Origin of the sequence: Pseudoalteromonas sp. APC 3694, assembly GCF_030407565.1 — a bacterium.
Lineage (GTDB): Bacteria > Pseudomonadota > Gammaproteobacteria > Enterobacterales > Alteromonadaceae > Pseudoalteromonas > Pseudoalteromonas tetraodonis.
This window is the reverse complement of record NZ_JASDDE010000009.1, coordinates 51,724-70,230: the sequence shown is the minus strand read 5'-3', so window position 1 is coordinate 70,230 and position 18,507 is coordinate 51,724. Positions and strand designations below refer to the sequence as shown.

18 protein-coding genes are annotated in these 18,507 nt (G+C 41.8%); 4 read left to right on the top strand and 14 right to left on the bottom strand.

What is annotated here, in order from left to right:
• The first annotated feature begins 42 nt into the window (after positions 1 to 42).
• Positions 43 to 1,116: an aminoglycoside phosphotransferase family protein gene (locus QMA00_RS05380; protein WP_076922173.1), complete on the top strand. Its 1,074-nt coding sequence runs from the start codon at positions 43 to 45 to the stop codon at positions 1,114 to 1,116.
• 105 nt (positions 1,117 to 1,221) lie between these two features.
• Here QMA00_RS05380 and QMA00_RS05375 read toward each other — a convergent pair whose 3' ends face one another.
• The 14 genes from QMA00_RS05375 to leuS all read right to left on the bottom strand — a co-directional run bounded on the left by QMA00_RS05375 (position 1,222) and on the right by leuS (position 14,372).
• Positions 1,222 to 1,461, bottom strand: coding sequence for a hypothetical protein (locus QMA00_RS05375; RefSeq protein ID WP_008109433.1), 240 nt, complete (start codon positions 1,459 to 1,461; stop codon positions 1,222 to 1,224).
• Between the two features lie 167 nt (positions 1,462 to 1,628).
• The gene (lipA, locus tag QMA00_RS05370) at positions 1,629 to 2,594 is read right to left on the bottom strand and encodes a lipoyl synthase (protein ID WP_013465357.1); all 966 of its coding nucleotides are present in this window, start codon (positions 2,592 to 2,594) and stop codon (positions 1,629 to 1,631) included.
• Positions 2,591 to 3,244: a lipoyl(octanoyl) transferase LipB gene (gene lipB, locus QMA00_RS05365; protein ID WP_076922191.1), complete on the bottom strand. Its 654-nt coding sequence runs from the start codon at positions 3,242 to 3,244 to the stop codon at positions 2,591 to 2,593. The genes lipA and lipB overlap by 4 nt, the downstream gene beginning before the upstream one ends.
• A gap of 19 nt (positions 3,245 to 3,263) precedes the next feature.
• Positions 3,264 to 3,542: a DUF493 family protein YbeD gene (ybeD, locus tag QMA00_RS05360; protein WP_016898950.1), complete on the bottom strand. Its 279-nt coding sequence runs from the start codon at positions 3,540 to 3,542 to the stop codon at positions 3,264 to 3,266.
• A 210-nt stretch (positions 3,543 to 3,752) separates the two neighbouring features.
• The gene (locus QMA00_RS05355) at positions 3,753 to 4,913 is read right to left on the bottom strand and encodes a serine hydrolase (RefSeq protein WP_029609897.1); all 1,161 of its coding nucleotides are present in this window, start codon (positions 4,911 to 4,913) and stop codon (positions 3,753 to 3,755) included.
• Between the two features lie 53 nt (positions 4,914 to 4,966).
• Positions 4,967 to 5,728: a septal ring lytic transglycosylase RlpA family protein gene (locus QMA00_RS05350; RefSeq protein ID WP_028834084.1), complete on the bottom strand. Its 762-nt coding sequence runs from the start codon at positions 5,726 to 5,728 to the stop codon at positions 4,967 to 4,969.
• On the bottom strand, positions 5,728 to 6,834 hold the full coding sequence (gene rodA / locus QMA00_RS05345) for a rod shape-determining protein RodA (RefSeq protein WP_076922172.1): 1,107 nt from the start codon (positions 6,832 to 6,834) through the stop codon (positions 5,728 to 5,730). The genes QMA00_RS05350 and rodA overlap by 1 nt, the downstream gene beginning before the upstream one ends.
• Positions 6,831 to 8,711 carry a penicillin-binding protein 2 gene (gene mrdA, locus QMA00_RS05340; protein ID WP_076922171.1) on the bottom strand — a complete coding sequence of 627 codons (1,881 nt, stop codon included), beginning with the start codon at positions 8,709 to 8,711 and terminating at the stop codon, positions 6,831 to 6,833. Before mrdA ends, rodA begins: the two co-directional genes overlap by 4 nt.
• A gap of 9 nt (positions 8,712 to 8,720) precedes the next feature.
• On the bottom strand, positions 8,721 to 9,191 hold the full coding sequence (gene rlmH / locus QMA00_RS05335) for a 23S rRNA (pseudouridine(1915)-N(3))-methyltransferase RlmH (RefSeq protein WP_008109455.1): 471 nt from the start codon (positions 9,189 to 9,191) through the stop codon (positions 8,721 to 8,723).
• Positions 9,192 to 9,228: 37 nt separating this feature from the next.
• The gene (rsfS, locus tag QMA00_RS05330; protein WP_013465348.1) at positions 9,229 to 9,546 is read right to left on the bottom strand and encodes a ribosome silencing factor; all 318 of its coding nucleotides are present in this window, start codon (positions 9,544 to 9,546) and stop codon (positions 9,229 to 9,231) included.
• 62 nt (positions 9,547 to 9,608) lie between these two features.
• Positions 9,609 to 10,238: a nicotinate-nucleotide adenylyltransferase gene (gene nadD, locus QMA00_RS05325; protein ID WP_076922170.1), complete on the bottom strand. Its 630-nt coding sequence runs from the start codon at positions 10,236 to 10,238 to the stop codon at positions 9,609 to 9,611.
• Between the two features lie 12 nt (positions 10,239 to 10,250).
• Positions 10,251 to 11,291, bottom strand: a complete 1,041-nt coding sequence (gene holA, locus QMA00_RS05320; RefSeq protein ID WP_076922169.1) for a DNA polymerase III subunit delta — start codon at positions 11,289 to 11,291, stop codon at positions 10,251 to 10,253.
• Positions 11,291 to 11,782 carry an LPS assembly lipoprotein LptE gene (gene lptE / locus QMA00_RS05315; RefSeq protein ID WP_016898943.1) on the bottom strand — a complete coding sequence of 164 codons (492 nt, stop codon included), beginning with the start codon at positions 11,780 to 11,782 and terminating at the stop codon, positions 11,291 to 11,293. Before lptE ends, holA begins: the two co-directional genes overlap by 1 nt.
• A 1-nt stretch (position 11,783) precedes the next feature.
• Positions 11,784 to 14,372: a leucine--tRNA ligase gene (gene leuS / locus QMA00_RS05310; RefSeq protein ID WP_290156305.1), complete on the bottom strand. Its 2,589-nt coding sequence runs from the start codon at positions 14,370 to 14,372 to the stop codon at positions 11,784 to 11,786.
• A gap of 621 nt (positions 14,373 to 14,993) precedes the next feature.
• On the opposite strand from leuS, the gene QMA00_RS05305 reads away from it, so the two are divergent.
• The 3 genes from QMA00_RS05305 to QMA00_RS05295 all read left to right on the top strand — a co-directional run bounded on the left by QMA00_RS05305 (position 14,994) and on the right by QMA00_RS05295 (position 18,431).
• Positions 14,994 to 15,452: a zinc ribbon-containing protein gene (locus tag QMA00_RS05305; protein ID WP_214552859.1), complete on the top strand. Its 459-nt coding sequence runs from the start codon at positions 14,994 to 14,996 to the stop codon at positions 15,450 to 15,452.
• A 76-nt stretch (positions 15,453 to 15,528) separates the two neighbouring features.
• Complete coding sequence (locus QMA00_RS05300; protein WP_290156302.1) at positions 15,529 to 17,958, top strand: AAA family ATPase; 2,430 nt, start codon at positions 15,529 to 15,531, stop codon at positions 17,956 to 17,958.
• The gene (locus tag QMA00_RS05295; RefSeq protein ID WP_036982055.1) at positions 17,955 to 18,431 is read left to right on the top strand and encodes an FKBP-type peptidyl-prolyl cis-trans isomerase; all 477 of its coding nucleotides are present in this window, start codon (positions 17,955 to 17,957) and stop codon (positions 18,429 to 18,431) included. The genes QMA00_RS05300 and QMA00_RS05295 overlap by 4 nt, the downstream gene beginning before the upstream one ends.
• The last annotated feature ends 76 nt before the right edge of the window (positions 18,432 to 18,507 follow it).

The following is an 18,507-nucleotide window of genomic DNA, read 5'->3' as shown; positions in this document are numbered from 1 at the left end:
ATTAAATTATTATCGCCTTGGGCGAAAAGAGTGAAGTAGAAAATGAATACAGTTCCTATAGAAGTTTATTTATCTGAGAGTTTTGGCCTTGACGAGAAGCATGCGAGCATAAAACCCATAGGCAGTGGGCATATAAATACTACTATGTTATTAAGCACTTCGAAGCGGTCACTGGTTGTACAAAAGCTCAATACGGTGGTGTTTCCAAAACCACAGTTACTTGTTGATAATGCGCGATTAATAGAGCAACACTTAAGTAAAAAACAACAAGCAGGTGAATTCAATCTAGCAATAGTACGCCATGTAGCGACGACTCAGCATGACTATTTAGTTAATAATGATGATGATACTTGGCGAGCACTTGAGTTTATTGGTGGCAGCTACAGTGAAGATGTGGTTAATACTGCTAGCCAGGCACAAACAGCGGCCAATGCATTTGGCCAATTTGCACAAGCGCTACAAGACTTTGACGCGAACAATTTACATGCGGTTATTCCCAATTTTCATAACTTGGCCATGCGTGCAGAAGTCTTCAAGCAAGTTGTTAGCACCGATCCTCATAAACGTGTAGCTCATTGTCAGGAAGAAGTTGATTTTTGCCTGTCGCAGCTTTCACTTATCGATGAGCTTAATGCCCTTGAGGGAAAAGTGCCTATTCGTGTGTGCCATAACGATACTAAAATAAACAACATGCTATTTTGCTTAGACTCTAATAATGCAAAAGCGGTGATAGATTTAGATACTTGTATGCCTGGTTATTGGCTTAATGATTTTGGCGATATGGTCAGAACATTTTGCTCTGCAGAGCAAGAAGATTCAACGGCGCTTGAAAAGGTAGGTGTTCGTGAAGATATTTTTGCAGCGATTGTTAAAGGCTATGTTGAACCATTAAAATCAATATTAACGGCCGCGGAAAAACAAAGCTTTTGGTTAGGTGCTAAAGTGATGCCTTTTATGATTGGCTTACGCTTTTTAACCGACTATATAGATGGTGATAATTACTTTAGCGTTAAACATGAGAAACACAATTTAGATCGCGCAAAAAATCAATTTGCGTTGTACAGGGATATAGTAAGTAAGCAGCAGGTATTAAAGGCGATGTTAACTAAGATATAAGCCCAATCGGTTATATTGCTCAAAGTGCTAAAGTTAAGCTTTGAGCAATATAAAGCGAGGTTAAACGCTAAAAATACGTATAAACTTCTAACCCCTCAATCGTTATTAAGCATCGGCTAGTTTTACGCGGATTTTGCTTTTATCAACGGTTGTTTGATTAAGGGCTTTAATTGCGCCTTTAACTTCAATGTCGTTTGGCATTTCTACAAAAGCAAAACCTTTTGATTGGCCAGTTTCTTTATCGAGTACTAAGTTACAGGTGGTCACTTTACCGTGCGCTGTAAATAAAGTACGAAGCTCATGCTCAGTGGTAGCACGAGATAAGTTGCGAACTAATAGTTTCATAATGAACCTAATTAAGGGTATCAGCGTTAATTATCTCAAGTAACCCCGCTTTAGCCTAACTTTATTTTACATTTACTGAAAATAACGCCCATAAACAAAAAAAGCTGCTCGTTGGCAGCTTTTTGTTTATCAGCAGACTTATTTGCCAGCCGGTTGTTCAGCAAGGCTTATTTTACTTCTTTACCCGCTGCTTGTTGATCGGCGTGATAGCTTGAGCGTACAAACGGGCCAGAAGCCGCGTGCGTAAAGCCAATTTCATCAGCATACTCTTTTAGTGCATCAAACTCAGCAGGCGGCACGTAGCGTTTTACTGGTAAGTGATGCTTAGAGGGTTGTAGGTATTGGCCTACGGTTAGCATATCAACGTTATGCTCACGTAAATCACGCAGTACTTCTTCAATTTCGCTAATTTCTTCACCTAAACCAACCATTAACCCCGATTTAGTTTTAACCTCAGGGTGTGCTTCTTTAAAGCGGCGTAATAATTCAAGTGACCACTTGTAATCAGCACCTGGACGCGCCAATTTGTACAAACGTGGTGCTGTTTCTAGGTTGTGGTTAAATACATCTGGCGGCGTTTCAATTAATATTTCCAACGCTCTGTCCATACGACCACGAAAATCAGGGACTAATATCTCAATGGTGATTTCTGGATTGTGCTTGCGAATTTCACGGATACAATCGGCAAAGTGCTGAGCGCCACCGTCACGTAAATCATCACGGTCTACCGAAGTGATCACTACGTAGCTTAGCTTCATGTCTTTAATGGTCAGTGCAAGCTTTTCAGGCTCTGCTGCATCGGGCTTTAATGGACGGCCATGTGCAACATCACAGAATGGGCAACGACGTGTACAAATAGCCCCTAAAATCATAAAGGTCGCCGTACCGTGGTTAAAACATTCTGATAAGTTAGGGCACGAGGCTTCTTCACATACAGAGTGAAGGCCATGCTTACGCATTGCTTGTTTTATGCCGTCAATCCGCTCGGTTGACTTAGGTAAGCGGATTTTAAGCCACTCTGGCTTACGGAGCATTTCGGTTTTTTCTGTTGGTAAAACTTTAACGGGGATCAACGCCATTTTTTCTGCGTCGCGTAGTTTTACACCTGGTTCCATTTTGACTGGTTTATTCATTCGTTTTCAAACCCTTCAGTATGCTTAACCTGTGTTGCATTAAGCTTTTTGATCATGTGTTTTACCAGCCCTTGACCTGCAACTTCAAGGTTTTGAGGGCCATTTAATTCTTTAGTTTGCACCATATTCATGCCCGCATAACCACAAGGGTTAATGCGTAAAAATGGACTTAGGTCCATGTTAACATTTAATGCTAAGCCATGAAATGAGCAGCCACGACGAACTCTTAGGCCTAAAGAGGCAATTTTGCTGTCGTTCACGTAAACACCGGGTGCATCGGCTTTTGCGTATGCATCAATACCGTACTCAGCAAGGGATTCAATAATACATTCCTCAAGCCATGTTACTAGCTCTCGTACGCCAATCTTTAAACGACGTAAGTTAAATAATACATACATCATTTGCTGACCTGGGCCGTGGTAAGTTACTTGTCCGCCACGATCCACTTTAATCACTTCAATGTCACCTGGGGCGAGCAAGTGCTCATCTTTACCGGCTTGGCCTTGGGTAAATACACTTTCGTGCTCTACCAGCCAAATTTCATCTGGGGTATTTTCATCACGGGTGTCGGTAAAGTCTTGCATTTTTTGCCAAATCGGCATGTAACGCTGACGACCCAGTTGGCGTACGATTAGGGTGTTTTCGCTCACAACAAATCTCAACTATGGATTAAAGCATATGGCGTACGTCATCGATGTTGCTGATCACGTTGTAAATTTCTTCAATGTGTTTGCCGCTTGTTACAGTAGCTACTAGCGTTACAGACTCGTAATTACCTTTACTGCTTGGTTTTACTTTTGGCGCATAATCACCTGGAGCAATAGGTTGTAATTTAGCTAAAATTTGATCAGTTAAGTTTACATTAGCTAGACCCATAATTTTAAATGTAAATGGGCAAGGGTACTCTAAGTACTCATCAAATTTAGTGTCTTTAACAGGTTCAACCACGACGGGAACTCCTCAAACAAAAAGTGTTGGCTTTGCTAAAACGCGAAGCTTAAAACTGACAGGCTAATGGCAATCTTGAAATGATGCTATTGTTGACCCAAGCCAATGATAGTCATTCAATACGATTGGTATATATGGGGCGCATTCTAGCACTTTTCAAGCAAAAAAAAACGCCTCACAGTGGAGGCGTTCATATTACTTTACTCGCAATTACATAATCTGTAAGCGTAAGTAGTCATATATTTTACTAAAGAAGCTACCTTCTTGTATTTCTTCAAGTGTAACTAGCGGATATTGTGCAATATCTTCGCCTTCAAGCTGTAAAAATAAAGTACCTACTTTTGTGCCTTTAGCTAAAGGTGCCTCAAGGGTATCGTCTAGCTCAAAGTTTGCTTTAAGGTTTTTATGCTGACCACGAGGAATAGTAATAGGTGTATCTTCTAAAATTCCTAAAGAAACATTCTCTTTATTGCCCATCCAAACACGTTGCTCAGCAAAGCTGTCGCCGGCTTTATACGGGGTAATTGTTTCAAAAAAGCGAAAACCGTAGTTTAGTAGTTTTTTACTTTCTACCTTACGCGCGCGCTCACTTGAGGTGCCCATTACAACAGCAATTAAACGCATGTCGTTTTTTGTTGCAGAGGTGACTAAGCTGTAACCGGCATCAGATGTGTGACCCGTTTTAATACCATCTACATCTAGGCTTTCATCCCACAACAAAGAGTTGCGGTTATATTGCTTTATGCCATTGAAGGTAAAAGACTTTTGTTTATATAGAGCGTATTCATCAGGCACATCTCTGATAAGTGCAGCCCCTAATGTCGCCATGTCGCGTGGCGTTGTATAATGCGCATCAGTATCAAGGCCATGACTATTAACAAAATGCGTATTAGTCATGCCTATTTTTTCGGCGTGAGCATTCATTAAATCTGCAAACGCGCTTTCGCTACCAGCAATATGCTCTGCCATAGCAACACATGCATCATTTCCTGATTGAATAATAATGCCATGGTTAAGATCATCGACACTAACTTGTTTACCGACTTCAATAAACATTTTTGATGATTCAGGGAAGTTTTTTGCCCACGCTTTTTCACTAACAGTAACCATATCGGTGGGCGCAATATTACCAGCATTAATTTCGGTACCAATTACATAACTGGTCATCATTTTAGTTAAGCTGGCCGGTGCGAGTTTGGTATCAGCCTCGCCTTGTGCAATGACTTTACCTGTGGTGAAGTCCACCAAAAAGTAACCTTTTGCATTAACTTGAGGAGGCGCTGGAATAATTTGGGCGGTGGCTGAAAATACGGCGGCAGAACAGACTAAGCCGCAAACACCAGTAAGAATTTTATGTTTAATAGATTTCATCATACTCATTAATGGTTAAAGTTAAAAATATGCGTATTCCCATTCTAAAGGGCTTACTGAGTGTAAAGCAAGAACGCGTTTTGAAATTGATTTTGTTTTAATGTTTCTAGTACTTGTTGCGCATGTTGGGCATCTTTTATTGGCCCTAAATGCAATCTATAAATAGCGTCTTTTTCAACGATATTTGTCGGTAACTTATACTGTTCTCGCAGTGTACTTGCTAACGCTTCTATGTTGGCTAAGGTACTGCCCGCGGCAACTTGAACGTAGGTTTTTCGTGCATGGGTATCGGCTAGAGTAATAGCTTCTAGCTTAACCTCTGCTGTACCATACTTATGGTATCCAAGTTTGTATGCAGCGGCATAAGAAAGGTCAATAATTCTATTATCATGAAAGGGGCCACGGTCATTAACACGAACAATAATTGATTTGCCATTAGCCGTATTTGTTACCCGCACAAAACTAGGTAAAGGCAACGTTTTATGAGCTGCGGTCATAGCGAACATGTCGTAAATTTCGCCATTAGAGGTGTGATACCCATGAAATTTACGGCCATACCACGAAGCAATACCCGTTTCTGAATAGCCGGTTTCATCGAGCATCGGGGTATAACGTTTGCCAAGCACTTCGTAGGGGCGCGTGGTACTCGCACTTTTAATAACTTGAGTAACAATGGCATCTTGCATTTCTAATTCGGTCGGTGCACGAAGCGGCGCCGCATCATGGCGCATGCTGTAACGACTATTTGAACTGCTGCATGCACTTAAAAAGAGGCTAACGAGAATAATAATTATAAGTTGTTTGTAAAGGCGCATTATTTTAAGAGCATCCTTTTATCTGTGGCAATCGACATAATAATGCCAAATGCAGCCATCAGGGTCACCATTGAGGTACCGCCATAACTAATTAATGGTAACGGTACACCTACAACAGGCAGCAAACCCGATACCATGCCAATATTTACAAAAATATAAACAAAAAATGTAAGTGTGAGTGAGCCGGCTAATAGTTTACCAAACGCATCTTGTGCGTTAACTGCAATAAATAATCCACGGCCAATGATGAATAAGTACAGGCTAAGTAAAACACACACACCAAATAAGCCAAACTCTTCACTCAGTACTGAAAAAATAAAGTCAGTATGTCGTTCAGGTAAAAACTCTAGCTGCGATTGCGTGCCTTGCAGCCAGCCTTTTCCTTCGATACCGCCTGAACCAATGGCAATTTTTGATTGAATAATATGATAGCCAGAACCCAGCGGATCGCTCTCAGGGTCTAAAAAGGTCAGTACCCTTTGCTTTTGATAATCGTGCATACCGTAGTGCCAAAATGGCCATGCTGCCAAAGCAACAACCGAGCTTAAAAAGCCGATTAAACGCCAACTCAAGCCTGATAAAAACAACACAAATACACCGGAACTGGCAATCAAAATTGAGGTGCCCAAATCAGGTTGTTCTTTAATTAGTAGGGTAGGCAGCATAACAATGGCAAAGCCAATGACTAAATGTAACGGACGCGGCGGCAAATGGTGGCGGCCAATATACCAAGCAACCATCATCGGAACCGCTAGTTTCATTAGCTCTGAGGGTTGAAAGCGAGTAATGCCTAAATCTAACCAGCGTTGAGCGCCTTTAGAACTTACACCAAATAGCAGTACCCCAACCAGCATGAGTAATCCTAGGCAATACATGGGAATAACTAAGCGTTTTAAAGTCGCTGGTGGAATTTGAGCAAGTACAAACATACCTATAATGGCGCCAGCCATTCGCGTAATATGGCGAACCATCATGGCAGAGTCTTGCCCTGAGGCGCTGTATACAATGGTAATACTACCGGCCATCATCAGCAATAACGCAATAAAAAGTGGCAAATCAATATGCAGTCGCAGCCAAATAGAGCGCTTATCATGTAAAGCCGTCATGGTGCTTTGTCCCCTGAAGGTTTGATTGGGTTAGCTGCAAAATAGTAATCCATTAATTGGCGCGCAATGGGCGCACCTACTGAGCTTCCCCCACCGGTATTTTCTACCACAATAGAGACCACTATTTGTGGGTTGTTGTAGGGGGCAAAACCGACGTAAATGGCGTTATCACGTTGGCGCTCTTTAAGTGCATCGGCGTCGTAACGCTCGCCCTGAGCAATACTCACCACTTGGGCTGTACCGGTTTTACCTGCTGGATCGTAGGCAGCGCCTTTAAACGCACGATGGGCAGTTCCGGTAGCTTTTTTAACGGTGTTATGCATGGCATCAATCGCGATGCGCCAGTTATCCTCGTTATTAAGTACAACCGGCGGTTTTTCTTCATTATTGAGCTGAGTAATTTGATCCTCTTTTTTAGCAACTTGCACTAAATGAGGAGGGTGATTTACCCCTCTGTTAACTAAAATATTAGTGGCATTCGCTATTTGAATGGGGGTGGCAGTCCAATAACCTTGGCCAATTCCTACAGAAATAGTATCGCCAGGCCACCAAGACTCTTTAAAACGGGCTTCTTTCCACTCTTTTGAGGGTAAAATAGCGGTTGTTTCTTCATGAATATCAATACCGGATAATTCACCAAAGCCAAAGCGAGCCATAAAGTTACTTATTTTTGTGATCCCCATTCGATAGGCTGCGTCATAAAAGTAGGTATCGCATGACTCTTCTATTGCTTTATAAACATCAACATGGCCATGGCCCCAACGTCGCCAATCACGCCATCTATGCTCTACGTTGGGAATTTGAAAAAAGCCCGGATCCCACATGCTGGTGGTTTCTTGCACTATATTTTCTTCTAATGCCAAAATAGCCATGTGTGGTTTAACAGTAGATGCTGGTGCGTAGCGACCTTGAGTCGTGCGATTGATCAGTGGACGATCAGGGTTGAGTAAGGCTTTGTAGTCTTTACTGCTAATACCGTGCACAAATAAATTGGGGTCATAACTTGGGTTTGAATAAAGCGCTAAAACGCCGCCATCTTTTGCATCCATTACCACAATAGCGCCGCGCATATCTTTAAGTGCATGTTGGGCTATTTGTTGTAAACCAATGTCGAGAGTAAGTACTAAGTCGTCACCCGGCTGCGGTGGATCCATGTTTAAGGTGCGAATAATACGGCCACGGTTGTTTACTTCAACCCGCTGTGAGCCAACTTGGCCATGTAATAACGGCTCGTAGTATTTTTCGATACCCAGTTTACCAATATCATGCGTGGCTCGGTAGTTTGTGGCTTCATCTTGTTGTTCAAGCTTATTTAATTCTTTTCTATTGAGCTTTGCAACATAGCCTAATGCATGGGTTAAAGTATCGCCAAAGGGATAATATCTTGCTAGGCGCGCTTCAATGCTAAACCCTGGAAATTTATGCTGGTTTACTGAAAACATCGCTACTTCGTTTTCATTTAAACGGGCTTTGAGGACTTGGCTTTTAAAACGTCGAGTATGTTTTATATCATCAAGAAAATCAGCTTGTTGTTGCTCGGTTATTTCAATGATTTTGCTGATAGACTTCAAAGAGGCGGTTAAATCATCAACTTCTTCGGGGATCACCTCAAGGTTATAAACGGGCTTATTTTCGGCCAGTAAAACACCGTTGCGGTCGTAAATTAAACCGCGATTGGGGGCTATAGGTATAACTTTTATACGGTTATCATTAGAACGAGTTTGATAATCTTGATGATCATCTACCTGGATTTTATACAAGTTAGACAATAATATGGCTACAAGGACTAATATAAAAATAAAACCCACGAATGCACGCCGAGCAAATAAATTAGCTTCTGCTGAGTGGTCGCGAATAGTGGGTCTTCGTTTTAGCATAGCAAGAAACTACTCGCGATGATAAGGATGGTTGTTATTTAAGCTCCAGCCTCTGTAGAGGCTTTCAGCAACAATAATGCGTACTAAAGGGTGTGGGAGCGTTAAATTTGATAACGACCATTTTTGCTCAGAGGCAGCAATACACTCTGGGGCTAAGCCTTCAGGTCCGCCAATTAATAAACTGACATCGCGACCATCAAGTTGCCACTTTTCCATGTTTTTCGCTAGCTGGTGAGTATCCAGTGCTTTACCGGTTACTTCCAATGTGACAATACGATTGCCTTTAGGTATAGCGGCTAAGGTTTTTTCACCTTCGGTGTGTAAAATACGCTTTATATCTGCGTTTTTGCCACGTTTACCTGCAGGTATTTCGATTAGTTCCAGTGCCATATCTTTGGGAAAGCGGCGCTGATATTCTGCAAAACCTGTTTCTACCCATGCTGGCATTTTTGTACCAACAGCAATCATTTGTATTTTCACGACGTTACTTCCAAGCGTTGTCTAAAATAGGGAGCTATTAGCCCCAAAGCTTTTCTAGATCGTAATAGCTACGTGCTTGATCTTGCATAACGTGAACAATCACATCACCTAAATCAACGAGTGCCCATTCACCATCGCTTTGGCCTTCATACCCTAATGGCTCTTCACCAGCGTGGCGAGCTTCTTTTGCTAAGTTATCAGCAATTGACAATACATGACGTCTTGATGTGCCTGAACATACAATCATGTAATCGGTTACGTCTGAGCTGCCAGTTACGTCAAGTTGAATCACATCACGTGCTTTCATATCGTCAATTTTGTCTAGTGCAAAAGCGAGTAGTTGTTTCGAATCCAAGGTTTTGTCTCAATTTAAAATTTAATAGCGGTTATTTTAACACGCTGAGGGGTTTATACCAATCACTCTTGATAAAGCTGGTGCTGCTTAATATAGTGACTCACGGCGTCGGGTAATAGTTCACTCTTTTTAGTACTTTTTTTAAGGGTTTGACGGATCTCGCTGGATGCGGCATCCAGCTGTTCTCCCTCTAAAAAGTAAAGGTGTCCGGCTTTTGTTTTTTGCAGCAAGGCAATATCAGTGGTAACAGCGTTATGTTGATAGCATTTAAGTTCACCCTGTGTATCACAAATTTGGCCAGGGCGTTGATACACTACCAGATGACAAAGGCTAGTTATTGTTTGCCACTGATACCATTTATCAAGGTTGTTAAATGAGTCCATGCCAATTAAAAATAAAATAGGGGTATCGGGGTTTTCTGCTCTTAGCTCTTGCAAACTTAATAAAGAATACGACGGGCCGCTGCGTTGCAGTTCTCGTAAATCAAGCTTGAACTGCGTATAAGGTGTAATTGCGGTTTTAAGCATTGCAATACGATGCTCGGTGCTGATCCCCGGTGCCGCTTTGTGCGCAGGTATTGCACAGGGCATAAAATAGAGTGAGTGTAATTTAAAGGTCGCAACGCATTGCTGCGCCATATTAAGGTGCCCAAAATGAACAGGGTCAAAAGTGCCACCAAAAATTGCAATCATGGTATTTTTCCTTTACTGACGGTTAGTATGACACGGCAGTGGAATATCGAGCGGCTGGCAAAATTTAATACAAATATGTGCTAATGCTTGATAGGGGGCAATTAATACACCTTGTTTGTAGCTTGCATCAAATAATGCCAGTTCACTGCTAATATTCTCTAGGGTATGAATATTTAGTCTGTTTATCGCTGTTTGTACCGGCGCTTGCTGATTTTTCCAAATCGCTTTTTGTTTAAACAAGGTTGCTAATGACTCACCTTGCAATAATCCCTGCTGTACACTGATTAAGGTATTTAAATCTTTATTGATGGCCCATAAGATACTCACAACCTCAGTGTTATCACTGGCAAGTTTGTTAAGTACTTTTATAGCCTGAGCGGTGTGGCCGTTTAAAAGCGCATCACTTAAATCAAAAATATCAAACTTAGCTTGGTTTAGTAGTCCTTGCATCACCAGCTGTTGCGTGATCAGAGCGTCACCGTGTATTAATGCTAGTTTTTCAAGCTCTTGGTAACACGCAAGTAAGTTGCCTTCAGTGGCATTAATTAAACTGAGTTTGGCCTCGTTTTGAATATTTAGTGACAAGCGTTGGCACTGCTCATCAAGCCAACGCTTTAAGTGATTTCCGCTAAGTGGGTAACAGGGTACAAATAACCCTTGCTTATCGAGTGCTTTAAACCACGCGCCGCGCTGAACATCTTGACTGGCCTTAGCGCCTTTTACGATTAAGATCGTATCAGGGTTTTCAAGCTCTACTATTTTTTTAAAGGTGTTTGCGCCGGGTGTCCCCGGTTTTTGCTGGTTTAAATCAAGCTCAATAATAGTGCGCGCGCTAAACAACGACATACTTTGGTATTGCGCGATTATTTCTTGCCAATCAAAGCCCTGAGCTAAAGTGAATTTAATTACTTCATCAAAACCTTGTGCCTTTGCCGTGTCGCGAATGAGCTGTACACATTGCGCTTCTTGAAAAGGCTCTTCGCCAAAAACCAAATAAAAAGGTTTTAAGCCTTTTTTTAATTCACTCGATAGCTGATTTGCATAACAACGCATTATAGTTGCGACAACTCTCTAACAATACGACGACTCGCTTGTTGGCGAATTTCGCTAATTAGCAGCTCAAGCTCTTTTGCTTTTGCTAGTGCGTTGTCAGGATCATCTTGGTAGTTACGGTATAACTCAAAGCGTTTTTCGATGGCTTTTTGTTTCGGGCGTTTTACTACATAACTTACGCTGTATGCCAGTTCGTACTCAGCTACTTGTCCGTTTTGGAACAACGATAAGGTTTGACGCTCTAGTTGTTCTTTAAATAAATAAAGCTGCGCAGACTGTTTACTCGCAGGCACTAAAGTGACATCGCTCATAGCCAGTTCGCTTTGCAAATAGCTAAATAAAGCAGATTTTTGATCATCCCCCACCAGAGTTAGCTGTTTTAAATCATCGGGTAGGCTTGATGCTTTTTTAAGATGAAAGCCACAGCTCGATAACAAAAAACAGACTAGCACTAAGGCTAGTCCGTTTTTAATGGCGTTTAAAGCAGCCATATTAGTTAGCTACCACGTTAAGTAATTTACCTGGTACATAAATGACTTTGCGTATCGTTACACCATCAGTAAATTTAGTCACGTTAGACTCGGCAAATGCCAAAGCTTCTACTTGCTCTTGCGTTGCATCAGCTGCAACCGTTAGTTTTGCACGTAATTTACCGTTTACTTGTACGATGATTAGTTTTTCATCTTCAACTAGGGCAGATTCGTCAACTTTTGGCCATGTTGCATCTAAAATATCACCTTCTTTACCTAGCTCTTGCCATAACTGATGCGATAAATGCGGTGTTATTGGTGCTAGCATAATAAGTAATGCTTCTAATGCCTCGTTAGCAATGGCAACATCTTGAGTGTCGTTTAATGGCGCTTTTAATAACTTATTAGACAGCTCCATGATTGCGGCAATCGCAGTGTTGAATGTTTGACGACGTTCAACATCATCGCTCACTTTTGCGATTGCTTTGTGTAGCTCACGACGTAGTACTTTTTGTGGGTTAGTAAGCGCCGATTTATCAAGTGCTTGGTAACCTACTGTTTTAACGTCTACTGCGTATTTCCAGACACGTTTTAAGAAACGATGTGCGCCTTCAACCCCTGAGTCTGACCATTCAAGCGTTTGCTCTGGTGGTGCTGTAAACATCATAAATAAACGCACTGTATCTGCACCGTATTGGGCAATAACTTCTTGTGGGTCTATACCGTTGTTTTTCGACTTAGACATTTTGCTCATGCCAGATGAGAACACCGGTTCACCATCTTTTTTATGCCATGCTTTAGTTACGCGACCTTTGTCGTCGGTTTCTGTGTTTACATCACTTGGCGAAATCCAAATGTCGCCACCTTTTTCATCTTTACGATAAAATGTTTCAGCAAGTACCATACCTTGACAAAGTAAGCGGTCGAATGGTTCATCTGAATTAACTAAACCAAAGTCACGTAATAATTTGTGGAAAAAGCGCGAATATAATAAGTGCAATATGGCGTGCTCAATACCACCAATATATTGGTTTACTGGTAACCAGTAGTTAGCGGCTGCTGGGTCTAACATGCCTTCGTCATGGCGTGGGCTACAGTAGCGAGCGTAATACCACGATGATTCCATAAAGGTGTCAAAAGTATCTGTTTCGTGAGTAGCAGGTACACCGTTTACAGTTGTTTTAGCCCAATTCGGATCGGCTTTAATTGGCGATGTAACACCATTCATTACCACATCTTCTGGTAAACGCACAGGGAGCATATCTTCAGTAGCAGCAAGCTCGTTACCGTTTTCATCGCTCAGCATTGGGATTGGAGAGCCCCAGTAACGTTGGCGACTTACGCCCCAATCGCGAAGACGGAAGTTTACTTTACGCTCACCTACACCTAATGCTTCTAGTTTGTCGGCAACAGCGTTAAAGGCGTTTTCAAAATCAAGGCCATCAAATTCACCTGAGTTAACCAGTACGCCTTTTTCGGTGAATGCTTCTTTGCTAAGGTTTACCTCAAGCTCTGAACCTTCAGCAGGGGCAATAACTTGTTTAATATCGAGGCCGTATGCGGTGGCAAATTCAAAGTCACGTTGGTCGTGCGCTGGTACTGCCATTACCGCGCCTGAGCCGTAATGCATCAATACAAAGTTTGCAACCCAAATAGGCACTTGCTCGCCCGTTAAGGGATGCGTGGCGTAAAAGCCTGTTGCAATGCCTTTTTTCTCCATGGTTGCCATATCCGCTTCGGCAACTTTAGTGTTTTTACACTCTTCAACAAACATCGCAATCGCGTCGTTGTTTTTAGCCGCTTCTTGTGCGATTGGGTGGCCACCGGCCACAGCTAGGTATGTCACGCCCATAAACGTATCTGGACGAGTGGTGTATACACTAAACTTTTCGTTATTGTCGGTGCGCGTAAACTCGATATCTAACCCTTCAGAGCGACCAATCCAGTTGCGCTGCATGGTTTTAACTTGCTCAGGCCAATCTTCTAGTTTGTCTAAGTCGTCTAATAGCTCTTGAGCATAGTCGGTAATTTTTATAAACCACTGTGGAATTTCTTTTTGTTCTACTACTGCGCCTGAACGCCAACCACGACCATCAATTACTTGTTCGTTAGCTAATACTGTTTGATCCACAGGATCCCAGTTAACCGTTGACATTTTTTTGTACACTAGGCCTTTTTCGTAAAGCTTAGTGAAGAACCATTGTTCCCATTTATAATATTCTGGGTGGCACGTCGCAATTTCGCGATCCCAGTCGTAGCCAAACCCTAATTGCTTAAGCTGGTTACGCATGTAGTCAATATTTTCGTAAGTCCATTTTGCTGGGGCTGTTTTATTTTTAATAGCGGCGTTTTCTGCAGGTAAACCAAACGCATCCCAACCCATAGGTTGCATTACGTTTTTGCCTTGCAAGCGCTGAAAGCGAGAAACCACGTCACCAATAGTGTAGTTACGCACATGACCCATATGCAGTCGACCACTTGGGTAAGGAAACATTGAGAGGCAGTAGTACTTTTCTTTGCTCTCGTCTTCTGTGACTTTAAATACTTGGTTTTCTTCCCAGTAGCGTTGGACTTTTGACTCTATGTCTTGTGGGTTATATTGCTCTTGCATTTACGTTTCCAAACTTCTTGCATACTAATAAAAAATTGTCGATAGGATACCCCAAATAAAGGGTTATTCACAGCGCCAAAGTGGCGCTTTTTACAAATTTGCCGTTAAATTAGTTTTCAGTGCAGGTTAACCTATACTTATCTACGTTAGGAGTCAGTTTTAACTTAGCGTTTGTTAATCTTCTTAGTTGAGTTTACACGCAAGTATTTGAGGTTTAAGCTAGGGTCTGTTGATCTTTGTGGATTACAATTTGTTCAAACTAGGGGCGATTTAATCGCGGCGCGAGGTTTGTAACCTAGTGGGCTAAGTAAAAACCGAGCAAAGCTTCCGCGTCCTGCTCACGCCCCTTACCTACATCCATGTAGGCAACAAAGAGTAAATCACCCCTAGGCAGAACCCTTCGGGCAGCGCCTGTTTGGCATTGATGCTGCGTTATCGCCTATTTATGGGGAATAACCACACCACATAGGCTCTGCCTTGCCTAAATACCAAACAGACTGCTGCAAATTTAACCTTAAAAGGTCAACAGACCCTAAACAAAGCCTGTATGGTGTTGTTTTTATCAACAGCTAATAGCGCCGTATAAATATCAGTCCCCTCACAATTTTGAAGGAGTATAAAATGGCAGATTACAGAGCATGGCTTAGTGATTTTACCGATTGGTTAAAAGATGTGAAAGAGCATGAGGTTAAAGCTGCAGTAAAGCGATTTATTGAATCTGAGCAGGCACTTAAAGATTTAGGTGAAGAAAAATATCAGCTTTATCGTAATTACTTAATGCGCGATATCTCTCATCTACAAGAAAATAACAGCTACTATAATTCGCTTGCATGGCAGGAGCTTAAAGAGTCATTGTGGTTTGAACTTTCTCATATTGAAGACAAAACACAGCTTGAATGGCAGTCATTAAGTGAAGATTTTAAGCATAATGGTGTTTATCACGCAGGTGAATGGATAGCCATGGGCACATTAGTATGTAAGAATTGCAACCATAGTTACGATGTTTACCATGCAACGCAAATTATTCCTTGTACGCAGTGTGATGGCATCTATTTTAGCCGCCAGGCTTTACAACCCTAAATATAAGTATTGAGTGGCTGTAGGCCACTCAATATGCCCAAATCTAGCAATTAAGCTGGTAAAAAAAGAAGTTAGAATGACGAAAAAACTGCTGCCACTACCTGTATCAAATCTTGCACCGAGTATTTCTTCGAGCCATGTAAGCACTTGCATGAGCAATCCATACCCTGAGCAACTTACCTTTATAGGCCAACAACGTGCGCAAAGTGCGTTGGACTTTTCTTTAGGAATGGACCTACCCGGTTATAATGTTTACGTAATGGGAGAGGCGGCACACGGGCGTTTTACCTTAGTAAAAGACAAATTAAAACAACACGCTAAAGAGCGCACAACACCGCATGAATGGTTATATGTTAATAACTACGACGATCACCGTGAGCCTATTGCGTTATTTATGCATGCAGGGCAAAGCAAACAATTAGCCGATGATATTGACTCGTTTATTGATGAAGTACTCGACACCTTTCCTGCTGCATTTGATAACCCAGCCTATCAGCGTAAGAAAAAATCGATAGACCGTGAGTTTAACGATGCTTACGATGGCGCCATTACATCGGTAGAAATAGCCGCGCTTGAGCAAAGTGTGGCACTAATTGAAGAAAAAGGCGTAGTCGGCTTTGCACCGCTGATTGATGGTAAACAACTTACCGATAATGAGTTTTCTGATCTTGAAGATGACTTACGCGAGATGTTTTTTGAGCGTATAGAAAAATTAGAAGATGCCCTCATTGAGGCGCTTATTGAGTTACCGCGCTGGAAACGTGAATCCAAAGAAAAGCTTCGCAACCTTAAAAAGTCTACCGCTGAGCAAGCTACTAAACCGTTATTAAAAGATTTAGAACATAAATATGCCAGCCATATTGGTGTACTGCGTTATTTAAAAGATATACGTGTAGAAATTATTGATGCCGTGCTCGAATGGCTTGATGATGAAGGTGAAAACGAAGAAAACAAAGAAGACTTTGACCGTAAGGGTATGCTTACCGACTTTTTTGCACCTAATATTTTAGTTGAATACAAAGAAGGCGATGCAGCACCGGTTGTTTACGAGCCAAACCCAACTTTTGGTAATATTTTTGGCAAAATTGAATACGCCACATCGCAAGGGTCGTTAATTACCAGCTATCGCTCAATTCAGCCAGGTGCATTGCACCGCGCGAATGGCGGCTATTTAATTATGGATGCTGAAAAAGTAATGGCTCAACCCCAAGTGTGGGATGGACTAAAACTGTCGTTAAAAACGCATCAAATTAAAAATGACTTACCTTATCAAGACAGTGTAGTTGGCAGTAGCTTTACGCTTCGCCCGCAGTTAATACCGCTTGATGTGAAAATTATTTTGCTTGGTTCACGTGAGCTTTATTACACCATCGGTGAATACGACGAAGAATTTGCCGAGTTATTTAGAGTACTTGCCGATTTTGATTATTACTTACCAAGTAGCGATAAGCTGCAGTATCAGTTTATTACTAAAGTCAGTGATTACTGCGAGCAAACATTAAAGTGCACGTTAAACGAATCAGCAATGGTGCGATTGCTTAAGTTTAGTTATCGCCAAGCTGAGCACCATAATAAACTCTCAGCCCGTTTTGCTGATGTATTAGAGCTGGTGGCTGAGGCTAGTTTTTACGCTAAACAAGACAAGCTAACGGTGATTGATGCACGCCATATTGACGAAGCGATTGAAGGCAAACAATATCGTACGGGGCAAATTAGTGAAAATATGCTCAGCGATATAAAAGAAGGGCACACCTTAATTGCGACCGACGGGCAAGCCGTAGGTAAAGTAAATGGTTTAACTGTACTGCACATTGGTGACACTTCATTTGGCACACCTGCACGTATTACTGCTACCGTTTATGCGGGCGCCGACGGCGTAATTGATGTGGAACGCGAAGCTGAGCTGGGTAAAGCAATTCACTCAAAAGGGGTAATGCTGCTCACTGGTTATTTAGGTAACAAATACGCGCAACACTTTAGCTTAACACTCAGTGCGAATATCGCTATTGAACAAAGTTATGGCTACATAGATGGTGATAGCGCCTCTCTTGCTGAACTTTGTGCGCTAATTTCCGCCATTACGAGCTTACCTATCAGTCAGTCTATTGCTCTAACCGGTTCAATTAACCAACATGGTGATGTACAGGCCATTGGTGGTGTAAACGAGAAAATAGAAGGTTTCTTTAAGCTATGTAAAATGCGCGGCTTAACGGGTGAGCAAGGCGTTATTATTCCAAAATCAAACCAAGTTAACTTAGTACTTGATGATGAAATACTCAATGCGGTTGAACTGGGTAAATTTAATATTTTCGCCGTTGAAACCGTTGACCAAGCATTAAACTTACTAATGGATATTGACGCGGGTGACATGGTTGATGAACACTACCCAGAAGATTCGGTTAATGGCATTGCATTAGCGCGATTAAAAGACATTGCCGATATTGTTAATGGCGATAACAGTGACGAAAAAGACCACGACTCAGAAGATGAAAAAGGGGAGTTATGATCAATATAATTTTACTGATTGTTATTGCGATTTTTTGCGTTTTAATTTTTAAAAACAGTAAAAAAGCTAAGCAGCAAGCAATCGCTAACGCACAAATTGAAAGTGATTATTTAATTGCTAATGCAAAAACTGAAGGCGTAAATGAAACCGCATCTGGCTTGCAATATAAAATAATCCATAAAGGACAGAGCGAAAATACACCTAGCCCAACAAGTATGGTGAAAGTGCATTATCATGGTACTTTAATCGACGGCACTGTATTTGACAGCTCAGTAGAGCGTAAAACTCCGATTAGCTTTGGCTTGCACCAAGTGATAAAAGGCTGGACTGAGGGTCTGCAACTGATGAGCCCGGGCGATAAATTTCAGTTTTATATACCGCACCAGCTTGCCTATGGTGAAAAGCGGGTAGGGAGTATACCTCCTGCGTCATTGCTTATTTTTGAGGTGGAATTACTGGCTATTGAGTCGTAATTTTAAGGTAAAAAATACGTTAAGCCCTGCTTTAATCAAGTAGGGCTTTTTTATTTGCTCTTATCAGTCAATCCTA